Genomic DNA, 15,812 nt, shown 5'->3' with positions numbered 1-15,812 from the left:
TCGGTGCCGTTTAGTATTCCATACGCATGATGGCCGACACCGACCCACTGACGGGCAAAGGCCAGCGCATTTGGATAGTGTCCTGATTTGCGCCCTGCTCTAGCTCGACATAGGGCGTGGCATGAACGATCTGCCCGCCCGCATTTCTGAGCGGCCCCAACACCGTAACCGCATCGCACCCGCGTGCCTTACCGCCAAAGGGCAACCGGCCGTCAGCAGGAATGGTCCAAACCGAGGATGCCGATTGTTGCGAGCGTCGGATCCGCAACGGGTTTTCCACCTTTGCGTTGATGCCATTGAACGTGTTGTCTTCGAAAATCACGTTCAGATGCGCCGAATGGTTCAGATCGGCAAAGCTGGTATCGACGCGGTCGGCCCGGTCGATACGACCGCTGCTTGACCTGAATTTGTTCCCGGTCACGACCACTCCGTTCAGATAGTGCCCGGCCCCATGAGGGCGAATGACGATCTGACTGAACCACGGCGCGACTTCGCTGGCATAAAAGATGTTGTCCGAAATTGTCATCGAACTGAAGGAATATCCGCTTGTGTAGACCGGGTTTGCATCCCGCTCGTTGGTCCATTCGACAAAGCAGTTGTCGACATAATTTTCGGAAATGGTCGAGCTGTTATAAGTCCCGGTCATGATCAGCCCGGCACTGCGGATACCCTGCGGAATGCTGTCACCCTGGAAAAAGTGGTTGCCTAAGATCAGGTTGTTGGATCCGGCCAACACAGCAAAATGCAGAAACCGCACGGCGCGATTGTGCCGTAGTTTGATATCGTTTGCATTGGCATTCAACGCGATGGATTTGCGGTCGGACACGTTGAAGGATTCTTCGGTCGACAGGAACTGGCAATTGTCGATCAGCATCCCCTGACATCCGGTCCCGTGCGAGCTGATGCCGCGATCTTTGGGCCGGCTGATAAAGCAATTCGTCACCGCGAAGGTACTGCCAGACGGCGCAAGCCGGATCGCACTGCTGCGGCCGTTGCACTGAAATTCGATCTCTTCCATGCCAAATTTGCGCAACGTACTGAAGCCGCTGAAGTCCAACAGGTATTTGAACGACTGGAACGTGAAGGTTTGCGTCCCCGCCGCATCATAGAGCGGGTCGTTCAGCCTGATCTCTCCGGCACCGACATCCTTGGAGCGCACATAGATTTCACGCCCAACACCATTGCCCTGCACCAGCGCGCCAACCGGAATATTGGCAATGTTCTCCACATTGGTCAGCTTGGTCGAATCCGCCGGGTTGTAGGTTGCGACCGAGGTGAAAGTCTCGGTATCCCAGGCCGCGCTGCTTTTGACATCGAACTGCCCGTTACGGATGATGCGCCGGGTCGAAAAACCGCCCTGCCGGTTCGGAACGGCGGCGGCCATGTCAATTGGCGCCGTGACCGAGATTTTGCGCCCGCCCATATCCAGCGATTCATGGTCCGAATTGTTCAGCAACGCCTGAAACGCTTTTTTGAACGCCAGTTCTTCATCCCCAAATGCCGCGATATACGCTGGAAGGTCGAAGTTCTTTGTCAACAATAACATCTTGTCGTCAGGCATGGTGATGGTGCCTTCAAAATCCATCTCGGACGACATCGATGTGTTCTGCGCCAGCAAATACGTCCCCTTCGGAACATAGATCCGGCGACCGCCGGCCGCCTGATCCGCTGCTTCGAACGCTACGGAATCGTCGGTGACGCCGTCGCCGATTGCACCATAGTCACGCACGTCGACAGTGCTGATCATTTCGCGCAGGAAGATGCTGGTGACATCGGTGATCTCGATATCATCGACCCGAATGAGCGAACCATTGGCACCGTCAATGTTCAGACCGAAATGCCCATAAAGCGCTGCAACGCCCCAGGGCATGTCGACGCCCGAGCGTTGACCATTGCCTACGATGGCCGTGATTTCATGTACGGTGCCATAGCCCGATAGCTGCGTGACCGGCCCCTGATCAACGACGCCGTTTACCTGCAGGTCACCTGCCCCGCCAGCCCAGGCCGCAATACGAACCTGGGGCAAAGGACCGCTGATGGCTTTGACACGTGCTTTGATTTGCAAATAGCATCCCGGGATCAAGGGCGTCTGCCCCATATAGCGCAGCTTTTGGGTTGCCTGCACCTTCAGGATTTCAAGGCAACCGCCGAAATCCGGGTCTGCCGGAACGAATGCCCCATAGGGTGCCCCGTTATAGGTTGGCGAACCCGGTGTCCCGTCGCCTCTGGACCAGACGCTCAGACCATTCGCAAAAGCAGGCGGCATGAAGACGATACCGTCGGTGATTGCCTTGTTCATAGAAATCCCTTTCCCAATCGCCCGCAGCAGGTCGCCGCGCGCACAAACCCAGTGTCCGGGGTTGCCCGAACGCAAAAGCCTGAGTACCGAATAGGGATTAACTGCCGCTCATATCACCGTGACGGTGGTGTTGCATCATGCAGCCGGATCTGAATTTCCCAAAAGCTGCACACCATTGATCTTCCAGCCGTTTTCTTGCTGGACCATCTGATAGTCCAAAACGTGCACTTGCCCGTTGCTATCCGTGATCATGACCTTCTGCCACAATGCACCAGCAACCTCTCGCAACTCCAGAAAGCGAACATCAGCAGGTCTCCAAACCATGGGATAGCCATTGCGGACCATGGCTCCGAAGTTCTCGGGCGTCCCAAAAAAGTTCTGGATGTTGGGACTTGCAAAAGTAAAGGCCGTGACAAAGTCATCTGCCTTAAACGCCTGTATTTGCGCCGCAATATTTGCCTCAATCTCGGCATTTTGGGCATACGCGCCCGAGGCCAGTCCGGCACTGAGTGATACAGCAAGTAGTAAACGACGCATGGGGCCACCTCCTGTTGAAAGAGTAGCCCCATGCGGTTTCAGGTCAAATCAGGCCAGATCCCCGACCAAAGCCTTGTCGATCAGTGCGATGGTCTCGGGCACGCCGTAAAGGGCGATAAACCCGCCAAAGCGTGGACCCTGCGAGGCACCCAGCAGCACCTCATAAAGCGCAGTGAACCAACCGCGCATCGGGTCGAAGCGTTCGCGTCCGATGGAATAAACCACGGATTGTAGTGCCTCGTCCTCAACCGGACCATCATAAGCCTCAAGCGCGGCTTTCAGTGCTTCCAGCGCTTCGCGTTCCTGATCGGTCGGCGCGCGGTGCTGGCGGGTGGGTTTGACGAAATCGTTGAAGTAGCGCACCGCAAACCCCGCAGCCTGATCCAGATCAGGATGGGTGTCGGGCGTGGCCTCGGGTGCATAGCGACGGATAAAGCCCCACAGCGCCTCTTTGTCTTCGGCCCCGGAAACCGACGCCAGATTCAGCAGCATCGCGAAGGGCACAATCAGTGTGGACGCGGGAACGTTCCCGCCGTGGATGTGCCAGACAGGATTGTTCAGCTGTGCCTTCAGATCCTGCCCCGGATAGGCGCGTAACTGTTGATGATACTCATCATAAGCCTTCGGGATCACGTCGAAATGCATACGCTTCGCCGTCTTCGGCTTTTGATACATGAAGTATGCCAGCGACTCGGTCGGCGCATAGGTCAGCCATTCGTCGATTGACACACCATTGCCCGACGATTTGGAAATCTTCTGACCGTTCTCATCCAGAAACAATTCATACGAGAAATGCTCGGGCGCGCGGCCACCCAGCGCACGACAGATCGCGTCATAGATCTTTTCGTTCGTGGCGTGTTCCTTGCCGTACATCTCGAAATCAACGCCCAGCGCAGCCCAACGCGCGCCGAAATCCGGCTTCCACTGCAACTTGACGTGGCCGCCTGTGACAGGAACGGTCCATTCTTTACCGGTCTCATCGTCAAAGGTCACGGTGTAGGTCTCTGCGCAGACCTTTTTCATCGGCACATACATGACCCGCCCGCTTTCGGGGTGCAGCGGCAGGAAGATCGAATAGGTCTGCTTACGTTCGTCCCGCAGGCTTTTGAGCATGATCGCCATGATCTCGTCATAACGCTCAACCGCACGCTTCAGGATCTCGTCAAACCGTCCGGACTCGTAGAATTCCTTGGCCGAGTAGAATTCATACTCGAAACCAAACGTATCCAGAAAACGGCGCAGCATCGCGTTGTTATGTTCACCAAAGCTGTCATGCGTGCCAAACGGATCCGGCACCGAGGTCAACGGACGCTGCAAGTGCTGTTCCAGAATCTCGGGGTTTGGTACATTGGTTGGCACCTTGCGCATGCCGTCCAAATCATCCGAGAAACAGATCAGCTTCGTCGGGATGTCCGACAGCGCCTCGAACGCGCGTTTGACCATCGTCGTTCGCGCCACTTCGCCAAACGTGCCGATATGCGGCAGACCCGAAGGGCCATAACCCGTTTCAAACAGCACGTATCCATTTTCCGGAGCACCTTTCTGATAGCGTTTGAGCAACCGGCGCGCCTCTTCAAAAGGCCAGGCCTTGGACGACATCGCGGTTTCACGCAGTTCAGACATCAGATTTGCTCCATCGGGAAAAACAGTGTCGGTCGCCCGATGCAACCGACCGACCCCTCCTATTGTGCCGGTGCAGCATGAGTCAATAAAGCGCGCTGTTTTTCCTGATGGAAAGGACGATTTAAGCTGTCAACTGGTCCAGTTTCGCAGCCCAGATAAAGTCATTTTCGCTGAGGCCGCCGATTTCGTGGGTCGTCAGTTTGACATCCACATATCCCCAACCGAAGCTGACATCAGGATGATGCCCTTGCTGATCAGCCAACCACGCGCAGAGATTTGCTAGATAGGTTGCTTTGGCAAAACCCTTGAACTTGAAATGTCGGCGCAGCATCTTTGCATCTACATCCAACTGCCAATTGGCTGAAAGCTCGGCCATGTGGGTGTTGGCCTCTTCGCGTGTCAAAGCCGGGACGCCGCCGGAACAGGGCACACAAGTACGGTCCGAAAGACTGCAGGTTTCTCCTGATGTGGTCATGATCCGTTTACTCCGCTGCGGTTGCTTTTGGTGGGAACTTATTGGGCAACAATCCTAAGGATTGGGCCTTATGCACATCCGCCAACAGATCACGTTCGGCGGCCGCAAACAGCTCCTCAGGTGAGTTTAACACGAAATAGCCCATCTGGTGCATGTCGATCCGATAGGGGGTGCGCAGGATTGTCATAATGTCGAACGGGTCCCGATCGGGGATATCGCTCTCGACGGCATAGACCAGCTCGGTCGGCGAAGATGCAAGCCCTGAGCCCAACGCCTTGATCTCACCGTCCTGACGGCGCAGTCCAAATTCGATTGAGAACCAGTACAGCCGGATCAGCCAAGAGTAATCCTTGTCGCTGGCCTGTACCCCGGCCTTCCCAATGGCATGGCTGAAAGCCGCAAAGCGGGGATCGCTCAGCAGGGGCGTATGACCGAATATCTCATGAAAGATGTCAGGCTCTTCGATATAGTCGAAATCTTCGCGTGAGCGGATAAAGGATGCGGCGGGAAAGACCCTGTCTGCTAGCATGCCAAAAAAAGTCTTGAACCCGATCAGCGCAGGCACCGGTTGCACCCGCCAGCCGGTCATATCCAGAAGCCGTTCAGAGATATCGGCACAGGACGGCACGGTGGTTTTTGGCAGGTCCAGCCGCTGCAGCCCGTCCAGGTAGTCCCGCGCCATATAGCGCTGAACGTTTTCCTGTTGGGCCGCGTAGAGGTCGGCCCAAACAGCATCCTCTTCCGGCGTATACGCGATATGACCGCGCGCATCGGCAACCTTGGCGGCGTATTTGGTCGACTTGGGCATCACTTTTCCTCCCTTATGAAAAGAATACGCCATCTGATTGAAGAATTTGCTTTGGAATAACATGTGAATTCCAATATTTTGGCAAATACATATCATTGAGTCATGATTTATGAGACAAACCCTTCAACCCGCCGATATTGCCATTTTGCAAGAACTTCAGATGGATGGCCGCCAATCCATGCAGGACCTTGCGGATCGCACGGGGTTATCTGCTTCGCAGTGCTGGCGGCGTGTGCGCGACCTTGAGGCCGCTGGTATCATTTCCGGCTATACGGCGCAGGTACGCGCCAAGTCTGTTGGGCTGAACGCCATAGCCTACGTTCACGTAGCTTTGCGCGAGCATCAGGAGGACAGCATCAACGCGTTCCTGCGCCTAATTGAAACCGAACCTCAGATCGTCGAGTGCGCCTCGATCACCGGGGATCACGATTTCATTCTGAAAGTCTATGCCAAGACGCCAGAAGAGCTTGAGCACTTCATTATGCAGCGGCTTTTGAAATCCGGGCTTGTGCGCGACACGCGCAGCAATTTTGTATTGCGACAAACCAAAACGCGCGGTCCTTTGCCCATTCTCTAGCCTCGTCGAAGCGAAACCCGTTGAACCTGCCCGCTTGCCCTCCTATCGTGCTGACGCAGAAAGTCTAATCAGGACGACACCATGACCGAACAAGTACCCCACCCAATGTCCCCTCAGGATTGCCTTGTAGCGATCATGGTTGCAATCTCTGCGTCTGATGAGACCATCCGCACCGCTGAGCTGGTCAAGATCGAAGGCGCGGTCAATATGCTGCCGGTTTTTGCCGAGTATGACATCGACCGTACCCGCCGCGTTTCGCAAACCGTGTTTGACCTGTTTGAACAAGAGGACGGGCTGGACGCCCTGTTCGGCCTGATCCGTGACAACCTGCCCGAACGGCTGAACGAAACCGCCTATGCGCTGGCCTGTGATGTGGCCGCCGCCGACGGCTCGTTGGCGGAATCCGAGCTGCGCCTGCTTGAAGAAATTCGTTACGAGCTGAGCATTGATCGCCTGCATGCCGCCGCGATCGAACGCGGCGCTCGGGCACGTCACACTACCTGATCTTAGCTTCCGGCCATAGACCCCCAGCGCTCGATCAGTGCGCGTTGGAGTTTGCGCGAGCGATTGTTCCAGCTTCGCGCGCCTTGTGGTCGTTCGCGCTGCGCGCGCGGAATCGTGGCACGGTGGTCGACATCTGCAGTAAAAATCGCAAAGGCAAGTTCGGAACCGCCCGGCGCTGTGATGAAACCTCCAAGGCCGGATACGAAGTTCAACGTACCGGTTTTAGCATCAACCTTGATCGGGTGGTCTTGAACGGGCCGTCCCTGACTGTCCGCAAGGGTGAATTTTTTCAGCAAGGGTTTCAATGCGCCCGCCTGTTTCGCAGCAACCAGAGCTGTTACCAAATCTCCCGGTGCCATTCGGGACGCATCACCCAGGCCCGAGTGATCCACCATGGCGATCCCAGTCACACCGTATGTCTCGGTCGCCCAACGGTTCATCTCGGCCGCAGAATCCGCCAATGATTGCAAGTTGGCGCCGCGCGCTTGCGAGGCCGCCATACCAACCATCTCAGCCGTCAGGTTGGTCGAATACTTCAACATGCCGCGCAGTATACTATCCAGCGGGTCACTGTGATGCACCACAAGCAAGGTTCCCTTCGGTGTTTCGCGCATGACCTGCACGCGACCCAATTGGATCCCATTCGCGCGCGCCAGCGTCCTGAACACATCCCCCGCATAAAGCGCAGGCTTGCGCACCGGCAACCACCGCGCCCCACCAGTACCAAGCGCCCCTTGCGCCACGGTCCAGCGGTCCTGCCGCGCGCTGGATTCATAGGTGTAGATAGGCGCTTTTCGTTTCTCAATCTGCATAGAGGCCACATCGACCGACGGTTTGTACCGCGCGCTGCGCGCATCCATGGACACGTCATAGCGGGTACCATCACGTTTCCACTCAAAGTGCACCCGGTTGAAATTCAACGATATGCCACTGATTGAAGGACTATAGCCCAGATGATCCGGCTGCCCCGGATCGATACTGAACACATAGGGCAGCGCCCCCTCATAAACCTTGAACGCACCCTGAACTTCGGAAATCCCAGCCTCGCGCAAATTCGCCGCCAAATTGGCCAACGCATCGGTGTCCAGCAGCGGGTCGCCACCTCCCACAAGGATCAAGTCACCTTTCAGGATACCATTTTCGATCGGTCCATCCGCCATCAGGGCGGTCTCGAACCGGTAGTCCGACCCCAAGACATCCAACGCATAAAGAGCTGTCAGCGCCTTGGCCACGCTTGCCGGCGGCAGCCCCTGATCGCCACTGAACTCTTCCAGCTGCGTGCCCGTTGTTGCATCCGCCACCGCGAAAACCACCTCACCACGCAGCCCGGCCGCTTGGACAAGCCGCTCGACCCCGGTCGGTACGTCGCCGCGCAATTGAGGGCGCAACGAGACCAAAGGCGCCTCGGCCAGCACAGCAGAAGGGATCAAAGCTGCCCCCAGCCCTGCTAAAAATCCACGTCGAGAAAATCGATCAGTCATAAGTCGAATAAAATCTCACAGATTAAATACACACAACCACAGATATGGATTATGCGCGCATGGGGCTATTCCGGCAACACCTCAGCGCCCCAACCTCCCCGCTCCCGGATTTGGCTGGAACTTACATCGACCATCGGTACGTTCACGAAACACCACGCGGGCGCATCGGCGCGCCCCAGCAGACGCCGCGCCTGCCCATCTATCCGGTACTTGGCGTAAAGCCGCGCAGCAGGGGACATCCGCGCAGAAATCCGGTCGCCGGGGCGCGCAATCACACCGACAGGCACGCTGTCCATGATCAGCCGCCAATTCTTCCACCTATGGAACTGCGCTAGATTATCCGCGCCCATGATCCAGATAAACCGCACTTTGGGATAAAGACGCCGCAGTTCTGCCAACGTATCCGCCGTGGCCCGCGTCCCAGTCTGCGCTTCGATATCCGTCACGTCGACCCCAGGGTGCTGCATCAACGCCCGCGCCGCTGCCATCCGTTGTGCAAGAGGCACCGGCCCCCGCGCCTTCATAGGGTTGCCCGGAGACACCAGCCACCACACCCGATCCAGTCCAAACGCCTTCATCGCCTCAAGCGTGACATGCACATGCCCCTGGTGCGGCGGGTCAAACGACCCACCGAACAGCCCGATGACCAGCCCGGGCCGCGCGTACGGAATACTAAAACGATCCATGACTTGCTGATGTTCAGAACTGGACAACGTTGTCAATCAACCGGTTGAACCTCATCACCCAACGTGACCCGCCCCGGCCGCACCACCTCGGCGCACCACCCACCATGCCCCCGCACGGCGGAATAGCCGCCTTTGCCCAGCGCCTCCTCCATCCGGCTGCACGGCGCGCAGATAACGGTAAAACGCAGAACGGCCTCGCCTACCTGCACCTCACGCCCCTTGAGCGCCGCCAGATTGATCCCTGACACCACCAGATTGCGACGCAGGATGTCCGGAGTAACCGGCCCCTGCCCAAGATATGACCCAATCGCCGCCAGATGCTCCTGCTGGATCAGCGTCACGGCCCGCTTGCCTGCGCGGCCCCGGTCGCCTTCAAGCCCATTGGTGGAGATCATGCCTTCCTCAACCGCGACCATCTCCGCACGACGCTCAGGTCGCAGACCGATCCAGCCAATACGGCCAGGTTTGCACCAGTTGGATATCAATACACTCAGGGACAAATAACCTCCGGTTTATCCGTTCATACATGTTTTGAATTCGGCGGATTCAGCAATCTCTTTCAGCGGCAAAAACGGAACGTCACTTTCGACAATACACTTAATATGAAGCTTGGAATCCGCTGACTGCTGCTTCCATTTAATCTGAGGATAATTAACGCTCTTTGGCAATTCCACCTTCGGTTCGATGAAAAATTCAAAGTATGCCAAATAGACTTGAGCTCTGATCTCATCACCAGTCAAAGCTACATATTTAAGCATCTGGTGCAAAAGTGACTTTTTGAGCTGTCGGTAGTCTTCGGTCAGTGCGAACTCTTCCTCGATATTTGCAAGTGATTTAATGAACTTAAAGGTAACGTAGTACCTGATATCGTGCTCTGACTTATTCGAAACCCTAAGCATAGTCAGAATACTTGCAGAAGCAAAATCACCCCCTTCGATTTGAGACGTCGACATCTGCGCCACATTGTATGTTGAGCAATAAGTTGCGTCTTTGTACGCCTTGCAGTCCGGCAAATTTTCAGCACGAGCCGCCATTGAACTGATCGCCCCGAAAGCAAAAAAGCCATCGAAATTATCACATAACTGCTCATCTTCGTTTACCAATCTCCCGTTTGGGCTGTGTGTATACAGCAATCCTTACAGAGGAAATCCCCAGCACTCGGAACCCGCTGGTTTTAACCACTGGGCACTACGTCCCTGCAAACTGCGCAGACGGCTTCATCCGGCCTGATTGTTCATGATTGCCCCCATCCCAACCATCCGCTATCACACCGCCCAACTTGATTTCCCCGACCCAGAGGACGCGACATGGCCGCCTATCAATATGTCTACCACATGCAGGGTGTCTCCAAGACCTATCCCGGTGGCAAGAAGTGCTTTGAAAACATCCACCTGAGCTTTCTGCCCGGCGTGAAAATCGGTGTTGTCGGCGTCAACGGCGCCGGTAAATCGACGCTGATGAAGATCATGGCGGGCCTCGACAAGGACTTCACCGGCGAGGCCTGGGCCGCCGAGGGTGCCAAAGTCGGCTATCTGCCGCAGGAACCGAAACTGGATGAAACCCTCAGCGTTCGAGAAAACGTCATGCTAGGCGTGGCCGAAAAGAAGGCGATCCTTGATCGCTATAACGAACTGGCGATGAACTACAGCGACGAAACCGCTGATGAGATGGCCAAACTGCAGGACGAGATCGACAGCCAGAACCTGTGGGACCTCGACAGCCAGATCGACGTCTCGATGGAGGCGCTGCGCTGCCCAGCAGACGACGCCAACATCGCCAACCTGTCGGGCGGTGAGAAACGCCGGGTCGCGCTCTGCAAACTGCTGCTGCAGGCCCCCGACATGCTGCTGCTCGATGAACCGACCAACCACCTGGACGCCGAAACCATCGCCTGGCTGCAGCAACACCTGATCGACTACAAGGGCACTATCCTGATCGTCACCCACGACCGCTATTTCCTGGACAGCATCACCGGCTGGATCCTTGAACTCGACCGTGGTCGGGGCCTGCCTTACGAGGGCAACTACTCCGCATGGCTGGAACAAAAGGCCAAACGATTGGAACAGGAAGCCCGCGAGGACAAGTCCAAGCAGAAAACCCTGCAGCGCGAACTGGACTGGATGCGTCAGGGCCAAAAGGCCCGTCAGGCCAAATCCAAGGCCCGGATCAACGCCTACAACGAGCTGGCCGAACAGTCCGAACGCGAAAAGCTGACCCGCGCCCAGATCGTCATCCCCAACGGCCAGCGCCTTGGCGGCAAGGTGATCGAGGTCGAGGGTCTGTCGAAACACATGGGCGACAAGCAACTGATCGAGGGGCTGGACTTTGCCCTGCCCCCCGGCGGCATTGTCGGTGTAATCGGCCCCAACGGCGCCGGTAAATCGACCCTGTTCAAGATGCTCACCGGTCAGGAACAGCCCGATAGCGGCACCATCACGCTGGGCGACACGGTCGAGCTGTCTTATGTCGACCAGTCCCGCGACGACCTTGCCGACAGCGACACCGTGTGGGAGGCGATTACTGGCGGTGCCGAGATCATCCAACTGGGCGACGCGCAGGTCAATTCTCGCGCCTATTGCTCGTCCTTCAACTTCAAGGGCGGCGATCAGCAGAAGAAAGTCTCGTTGCTGTCCGGCGGTGAGCGCAACCGCGTCCACATGGCCCGCCTGCTGAAAGAGGGCGGCAACGTCCTGCTGCTCGATGAACCAACCAACGATCTGGACGTCGAAACCCTGCGTGCGTTGGAAGACGCGCTGGTCGATTTCGCCGGCTGCGCCGTGGTCATCTCGCACGACCGCTTTTTCCTGGACCGGATCTGCACGCATATTCTGGCGTTCGAGGGCGATGCCCATGTGGAATGGTTCGAGGGCAACTTCGAGGATTACGAAGAGGACAAAAAGCGCCGCCTTGGACCGGATGCGCTGGAGCCCAAGCGGTTGAAGCATAAGAAGTTTGCGCGGTAAGAACTTAGATTGAAGCCCGGAACCAACGTATTTGATTCCGGGCCTCAAATAGCCTGATTGAAATGAGTAACAACGTAGATATCGGTAATACGGTTTGACTGGCGTGTGCGGCTGTTATTCTAAGCTTCTCCAGACCATTTGTGAGCCTTAAGCAGCCGGTCGGAGTTCAGCCTCTCACAACACAAGTCACGTTGTCCGCGCGTTCTCGATCTGTGCCTTACAACAGTCTACGGAAGTCAGTTACTTTTGCGACTGGCCGACTGGCTGTTGGTTTTCACCACTCCGAACCTGCTTCTCGTTCAGAACATCTCCAAAAAGCACAGTCAGTTCCTTTTTGTTAACCGCTCCAGAGTTCGCAATTTGCGTTTTCCCGGCAAGCTCTTTTGGCACCGAATTTTCCTGCTCCGCTGATTTGAAAATGTGGTCTAAGATCGACTTGAAAAACATATCTTTCACCGTGCGTGTTGGGTTTCTCGAAATTGTTAAAACTGAATATTCGTTGCAATGTTCCGCTGCGGGCCGATCCGAGCGTGCGGTGGACGTCGGCTCAAGGACCGTGTTTCCGTGAGTGGCCACCCGCAGCGGTGCAGCGTACATATGAAAGAATGATCAAGTGCCAACGGGGAAGAAATCCGCGTTCTGCGTCATTTTTGAACAGCCAGTCAAAAAGTCTTTTTGTGATGTGGCTTTGCGAACTAAAGCTCATGCCACCGCCCCTATCGTGACGTTACGGCACTATTTTTTGCTGATAGTTTTAAGTGCTTCTTTTGCGGATTGTCGGGGTTCTAAACTTAGGTTCTGCAGAGGAGTGATGGGTGAAATCACCCATCCTACGGTTCGACAATCTCCCTTTTGGTGGCGATGCCACTCCATTCCAGATCAACGCGACCCGCACCAATATCGTGGTGTATGGACGAATTCGGCCTATGGGTTGGAAGCTCTAAAAACCGTGTTTGACAGGATTACCCCAGCAATGTGCCATGTGATTACGGAAATCTCGCTCATCACGGATCCAGTGCTCCGAAAACCTGCGTTGCCAAATCCCACGTTTCTATTCGACAACTTTCGACCCGCCCCGCGGACCGAATACGCCGACACCCCGTACAAACCGAATTTTGGTCAACCGCCACCGTGTCGAATAATCCACATCTCCCGGCGGCAAGGTTCAAACCGCGTGCCGATGATCCGGCAACACAACAAACGCGTCACCACAAAGGCCGCGCGCAATTGCTCCAACTCGCGTACTAACAAATCCGATAATCGATCGGCCAGAGACGCGGCAAAAAAGTACTTGGCTCCGGGAATGCGGATGCGGCAGTGATTGCTCATGCTGCAACCTGATCACAGGCTTGGTTGGAGTTTTCTAGATGCCCACTCAGCGCACAGATCGCATGGCCTTTCCTTATCAAAGACCGCTGAACCAATAGCCAAACCCATCGGCGGATTCTTGTGCAAATCGGGAAACTGGCCCTCAAACCCTTGTACGAAACGCACAAAATCCCTTGTCACACGCCCACCCCGATGCCATATCAATGGGGCTTACGTTTTTCTATTTCGACCCACTGTCACCGTTTCCGGCGCTCAGTCTATCGATACAGACAACGACGCCGGGCTGCCGCAACTCCGTGGGCAGCACTAAACAGGAGACAACGGATATGCCCACAGGCACCGTAAAATGGTTCAACACCACCAAAGGTTTTGGCTTTATCGCACCTGAGGATGGCGGCAAAGACATCTTCGTTCACATCTCGGCTGTCGAGCGTTCGGGCCTGACCGGTCTGGCCGACAACCAGAAAGTCACGTACGAGCTGCGCGCTGGTCGTGACGGCCGCGAAAGCGCCGACGATATCGCACTGGCCTAAGGCCATGAAAGGGCAGAGGTTACCTCTGCCCTTTTCACATCACGCGGGACAAAACTGCAACACAAGTGTGTCCCTGCGATTACATCACAATACGGTTACTCTTGGCAGATGATTGACCAGATCGGTTATCATTCCGACACTGGTTTACGATTTTCCTGTTGTCCTTAAGAGAACCGATATGTTCACACGTCGCACTTTCCTTGCAGCATCTGCTGCCGCTGGCCTGACACCCGGTATTGCTTCGGCCAAGAAGAAAGCCGTTGAATACGACCCCACGCCCCAGTTCGTTCGGGTCAAGAAACAATTTCTGCCGGGGCAGCTTCTGGTCGCGCCACGGTCCTTCTACCTGTATCTCATCACAGAACCGCGCAAGGCGATCCGCTATGGGTGCGGCGTTGGCAAGGCAGGTTTGGAATTCACCGGCACAGCCACGATCGACGTCAAGAAAGAGTGGCCGACATGGCGCCCCACGAACGAGATGATCGAACGTGAACCGCTGACTTACGCCAAGTTCAAGGACAATGATTATGTTCAACCGGGCGGAGATGGAAACCCGCTGGGGGCACGCGCGCTCTACCTGTTTCAGAATGGGGTCGACACCTATTTCCGTATCCACGGAACGACGCAGCCGCAAACCATCGGGCGCGCGGCCTCAAACGGATGCATTCGGATGCTGAACGCCCATGTCATCGACTTGTATGAGCGTGTACCGGTCGGAACTGTGGTCACGGTGGTCTGAGGCGGTCACGGCCCGGACCAGTCGACGTCCGTCGCCTCCTCAATCTGCAACAACCCGTCAGGCCAAGGCTGGGCCAGCGCCTTGGCGTCGTCCTCGGTTCCTGTAAGCCATGTCTGAATGTCGGCAGGATCCAGCAGGACACCCATTCGATGGTGTATCGGCTCCAGATCGGCATTTGGTGGGCAGGTCACAGCCGCAAATTGGTCAACTCGCAGACCGCCCGGAGCCTGCCAACTGTCGGCGATCGCAGCGAAGAACAGAGGTGAGCCATTCGCCGAGGCGATCCGCCATGCGGTTTTTCGACGTTTTTCACCCGTCCACTCGTACCACCCGTCCACCGGAACCACGGCCCGGCCAACGCCGTCGAAGGCGGTTTTGTCAAAGACGGTTTCGGACCGGGCGTTGATTATAGTTTCCATCACAGGCCGACCGCGCGCATTGACGCGCCCAACCGGGATCATGCCCCATCGCATGGGTGTCAGGCCGTGGGCAGTCAGGACGATCAATTCCTGACCCGGTTGAATGTTTTTTCGCAGCGGCTGCAGGTCCACATCACATCGGACGTTCAGTGCCTGGGCGATCTCAGACATTGGCCGTGTCAGAAAAAATCGCCCGGGCATCTTCTCAATCCTGCTTGGCCGAGGTTTCGACCAACTCCAACACGTAAGGCCCAAGCGCTGCTACGATCCGCGCCACGCCTTCTGTGTTGGGGTGAATTCCATCCGGTTGCATGAACTGCCGGACAGCGTTCGGGTCGCCGTTTGGCTGCAACCCTTCAAAAAAACTTTCTGCAAACACAAGTTGATATGCCTTGGCCAGATCCGGGTACATCGCATCAAATGCCTGCTTGTAATCGACCCCGTAATTCCCCGGTGCCTGCATTCCGATCAGCAAAACCTCAACCTCCGCCGCCCGGGCGGAGGTTACGATTGTCTCAAGGTGCGCGCGCGACACAGCCGGGTCGATACCCCGCAGCAGGTCATTGCCGCCCAGCGCCACAATCATCGCGTCCACGTCAGGTGTCAGTGTCCAATCGACACGCGCCGCGCCGCCCGCAGTTGTATCCCCGGATACTCCGGCATTTATCAATTGCACGTCTGCGCCCTGATCCTTCAGCCATTGATCCAACTGTGGTACGAACCCGTCCTGTTCCGGTAGCCCGTATCCTTGTGTCAGCGAGTCCCCGAGGGCCGCGATAACCAACGGTTCCGCTGTGGCGGCAAAGCCGCAACACGCAAACAGTAAAGCCATCAAAGCC

The 15,812-nt window shown here is 56.3% G+C and carries 19 protein-coding genes; 6 read left to right on the top strand and 13 right to left on the bottom strand.

Features of this window, described 5'->3' with window-relative positions; genetic code table 11:
* Nucleotides 1-10: 10 nt before the first annotated feature.
* The 5 genes from AC2FJC_RS07335 to phhA all read right to left on the bottom strand — a co-directional run bounded on the left by AC2FJC_RS07335 (nt 11) and on the right by phhA (nt 5,742).
* Entirely contained in the window at nt 11-2,299 is a 2,289-nt protein-coding gene (locus AC2FJC_RS07335) for a glycosyl hydrolase family 28-related protein (protein WP_496738973.1), read from the bottom strand.
* 135 nt (nt 2,300-2,434) lie between these two features.
* On the bottom strand, nt 2,435-2,836 hold the full coding sequence (locus AC2FJC_RS07330; RefSeq protein ID WP_496738972.1) for a DUF4864 domain-containing protein: 402 nt from the start codon (nt 2,834-2,836) through the stop codon (nt 2,435-2,437).
* Nucleotides 2,837-2,884: 48 nt separating this feature from the next.
* On the bottom strand, nt 2,885-4,459 hold the full coding sequence (locus tag AC2FJC_RS07325; protein WP_496738971.1) for a lysine--tRNA ligase: 1,575 nt from the start codon (nt 4,457-4,459) through the stop codon (nt 2,885-2,887).
* A 121-nt stretch (nt 4,460-4,580) separates the two neighbouring features.
* The gene (locus AC2FJC_RS07320) at nt 4,581-4,934 is read right to left on the bottom strand and encodes a 4a-hydroxytetrahydrobiopterin dehydratase (RefSeq protein ID WP_496738970.1); all 354 of its coding nucleotides are present in this window, start codon (nt 4,932-4,934) and stop codon (nt 4,581-4,583) included.
* A gap of 7 nt (nt 4,935-4,941) precedes the next feature.
* Nucleotides 4,942-5,742, bottom strand: a complete 801-nt coding sequence (phhA, locus tag AC2FJC_RS07315; protein WP_496738969.1) for a phenylalanine 4-monooxygenase — start codon at nt 5,740-5,742, stop codon at nt 4,942-4,944.
* Nucleotides 5,743-5,851: 109 nt separating this feature from the next.
* Between phhA and AC2FJC_RS07310 the strand changes: the two genes are divergently transcribed.
* The gene (locus tag AC2FJC_RS07310) at nt 5,852-6,319 is read left to right on the top strand and encodes an Lrp/AsnC family transcriptional regulator (protein WP_108860155.1); all 468 of its coding nucleotides are present in this window, start codon (nt 5,852-5,854) and stop codon (nt 6,317-6,319) included.
* A gap of 81 nt (nt 6,320-6,400) precedes the next feature.
* Nucleotides 6,401-6,823 carry a tellurite resistance TerB family protein gene (locus tag AC2FJC_RS07305; protein WP_058273455.1) on the top strand — a complete coding sequence of 141 codons (423 nt, stop codon included), beginning with the start codon at nt 6,401-6,403 and terminating at the stop codon, nt 6,821-6,823.
* 2 nt (nt 6,824-6,825) lie between these two features.
* Here the strand turns inward: AC2FJC_RS07305 and dacB are convergent, their stop codons facing one another.
* The 4 genes from dacB to AC2FJC_RS07285 all read right to left on the bottom strand — a co-directional run bounded on the left by dacB (nt 6,826) and on the right by AC2FJC_RS07285 (nt 10,093).
* On the bottom strand, nt 6,826-8,304 hold the full coding sequence (gene dacB, locus AC2FJC_RS07300) for a D-alanyl-D-alanine carboxypeptidase/D-alanyl-D-alanine endopeptidase (RefSeq protein ID WP_496725898.1): 1,479 nt from the start codon (nt 8,302-8,304) through the stop codon (nt 6,826-6,828).
* A 65-nt stretch (nt 8,305-8,369) separates the two neighbouring features.
* Nucleotides 8,370-8,990 carry a nicotinate-nucleotide adenylyltransferase gene (locus AC2FJC_RS07295; protein ID WP_496738968.1) on the bottom strand — a complete coding sequence of 207 codons (621 nt, stop codon included), beginning with the start codon at nt 8,988-8,990 and terminating at the stop codon, nt 8,370-8,372.
* 32 nt (nt 8,991-9,022) lie between these two features.
* The gene (locus AC2FJC_RS07290) at nt 9,023-9,490 is read right to left on the bottom strand and encodes an MOSC domain-containing protein (RefSeq protein WP_496725896.1); all 468 of its coding nucleotides are present in this window, start codon (nt 9,488-9,490) and stop codon (nt 9,023-9,025) included.
* A 12-nt stretch (nt 9,491-9,502) separates the two neighbouring features.
* Nucleotides 9,503-10,093: a hypothetical protein gene (locus AC2FJC_RS07285; protein ID WP_496738967.1), complete on the bottom strand. Its 591-nt coding sequence runs from the start codon at nt 10,091-10,093 to the stop codon at nt 9,503-9,505.
* 204 nt (nt 10,094-10,297) lie between these two features.
* Between AC2FJC_RS07285 and ettA the strand changes: the two genes are divergently transcribed.
* Nucleotides 10,298-11,953 (top strand): energy-dependent translational throttle protein EttA, encoded by a 1,656-nt coding sequence (ettA, locus tag AC2FJC_RS07280; protein ID WP_496738966.1) that lies wholly within the window; start codon nt 10,298-10,300, stop codon nt 11,951-11,953.
* Between the two features lie 240 nt (nt 11,954-12,193).
* Here ettA and AC2FJC_RS07275 read toward each other — a convergent pair whose 3' ends face one another.
* On the bottom strand, nt 12,194-12,400 hold the full coding sequence (locus AC2FJC_RS07275; protein ID WP_496738965.1) for a hypothetical protein: 207 nt from the start codon (nt 12,398-12,400) through the stop codon (nt 12,194-12,196).
* A 368-nt stretch (nt 12,401-12,768) separates the two neighbouring features.
* Here AC2FJC_RS07275 and AC2FJC_RS07270 point away from each other — a divergent pair, with 368 nt between their 5' ends.
* Nucleotides 12,769-12,897: a hypothetical protein gene (locus AC2FJC_RS07270; RefSeq protein ID WP_496738964.1), complete on the top strand. Its 129-nt coding sequence runs from the start codon at nt 12,769-12,771 to the stop codon at nt 12,895-12,897.
* Nucleotides 12,898-13,072: 175 nt separating this feature from the next.
* Here the strand turns inward: AC2FJC_RS07270 and AC2FJC_RS07265 are convergent, their stop codons facing one another.
* On the bottom strand, nt 13,073-13,282 hold the full coding sequence (locus AC2FJC_RS07265; protein ID WP_496738963.1) for a hypothetical protein: 210 nt from the start codon (nt 13,280-13,282) through the stop codon (nt 13,073-13,075).
* 326 nt (nt 13,283-13,608) lie between these two features.
* Here AC2FJC_RS07265 and AC2FJC_RS07260 point away from each other — a divergent pair, with 326 nt between their 5' ends.
* Both AC2FJC_RS07260 and AC2FJC_RS07255 read left to right on the top strand, forming a co-directional pair.
* Nucleotides 13,609-13,815, top strand: coding sequence for a cold-shock protein (locus AC2FJC_RS07260; RefSeq protein ID WP_058273677.1), 207 nt, complete (start codon nt 13,609-13,611; stop codon nt 13,813-13,815).
* Between the two features lie 178 nt (nt 13,816-13,993).
* A complete protein-coding gene (locus AC2FJC_RS07255; RefSeq protein WP_058278724.1) occupies nt 13,994-14,554 on the top strand; it encodes a L,D-transpeptidase in 561 nt (186 codons plus the stop codon).
* Between the two features lie 5 nt (nt 14,555-14,559).
* Here the strand turns inward: AC2FJC_RS07255 and AC2FJC_RS07250 are convergent, their stop codons facing one another.
* Both AC2FJC_RS07250 and AC2FJC_RS07245 read right to left on the bottom strand, forming a co-directional pair.
* Entirely contained in the window at nt 14,560-15,174 is a 615-nt protein-coding gene (locus AC2FJC_RS07250) for an SOS response-associated peptidase (protein ID WP_496738962.1), read from the bottom strand.
* Between the two features lie 4 nt (nt 15,175-15,178).
* Nucleotides 15,179-15,805 carry an arylesterase gene (locus AC2FJC_RS07245; protein WP_496738961.1) on the bottom strand — a complete coding sequence of 209 codons (627 nt, stop codon included), beginning with the start codon at nt 15,803-15,805 and terminating at the stop codon, nt 15,179-15,181.
* Nucleotides 15,806-15,812 lie beyond the last annotated feature (7 nt).

Source organism: Ruegeria sp. CDSB117 (assembly GCF_059611005.1).
Note: the sequence above shows the minus strand (reverse complement) of the source record. Positions and strands in the feature narration are given on the sequence as shown.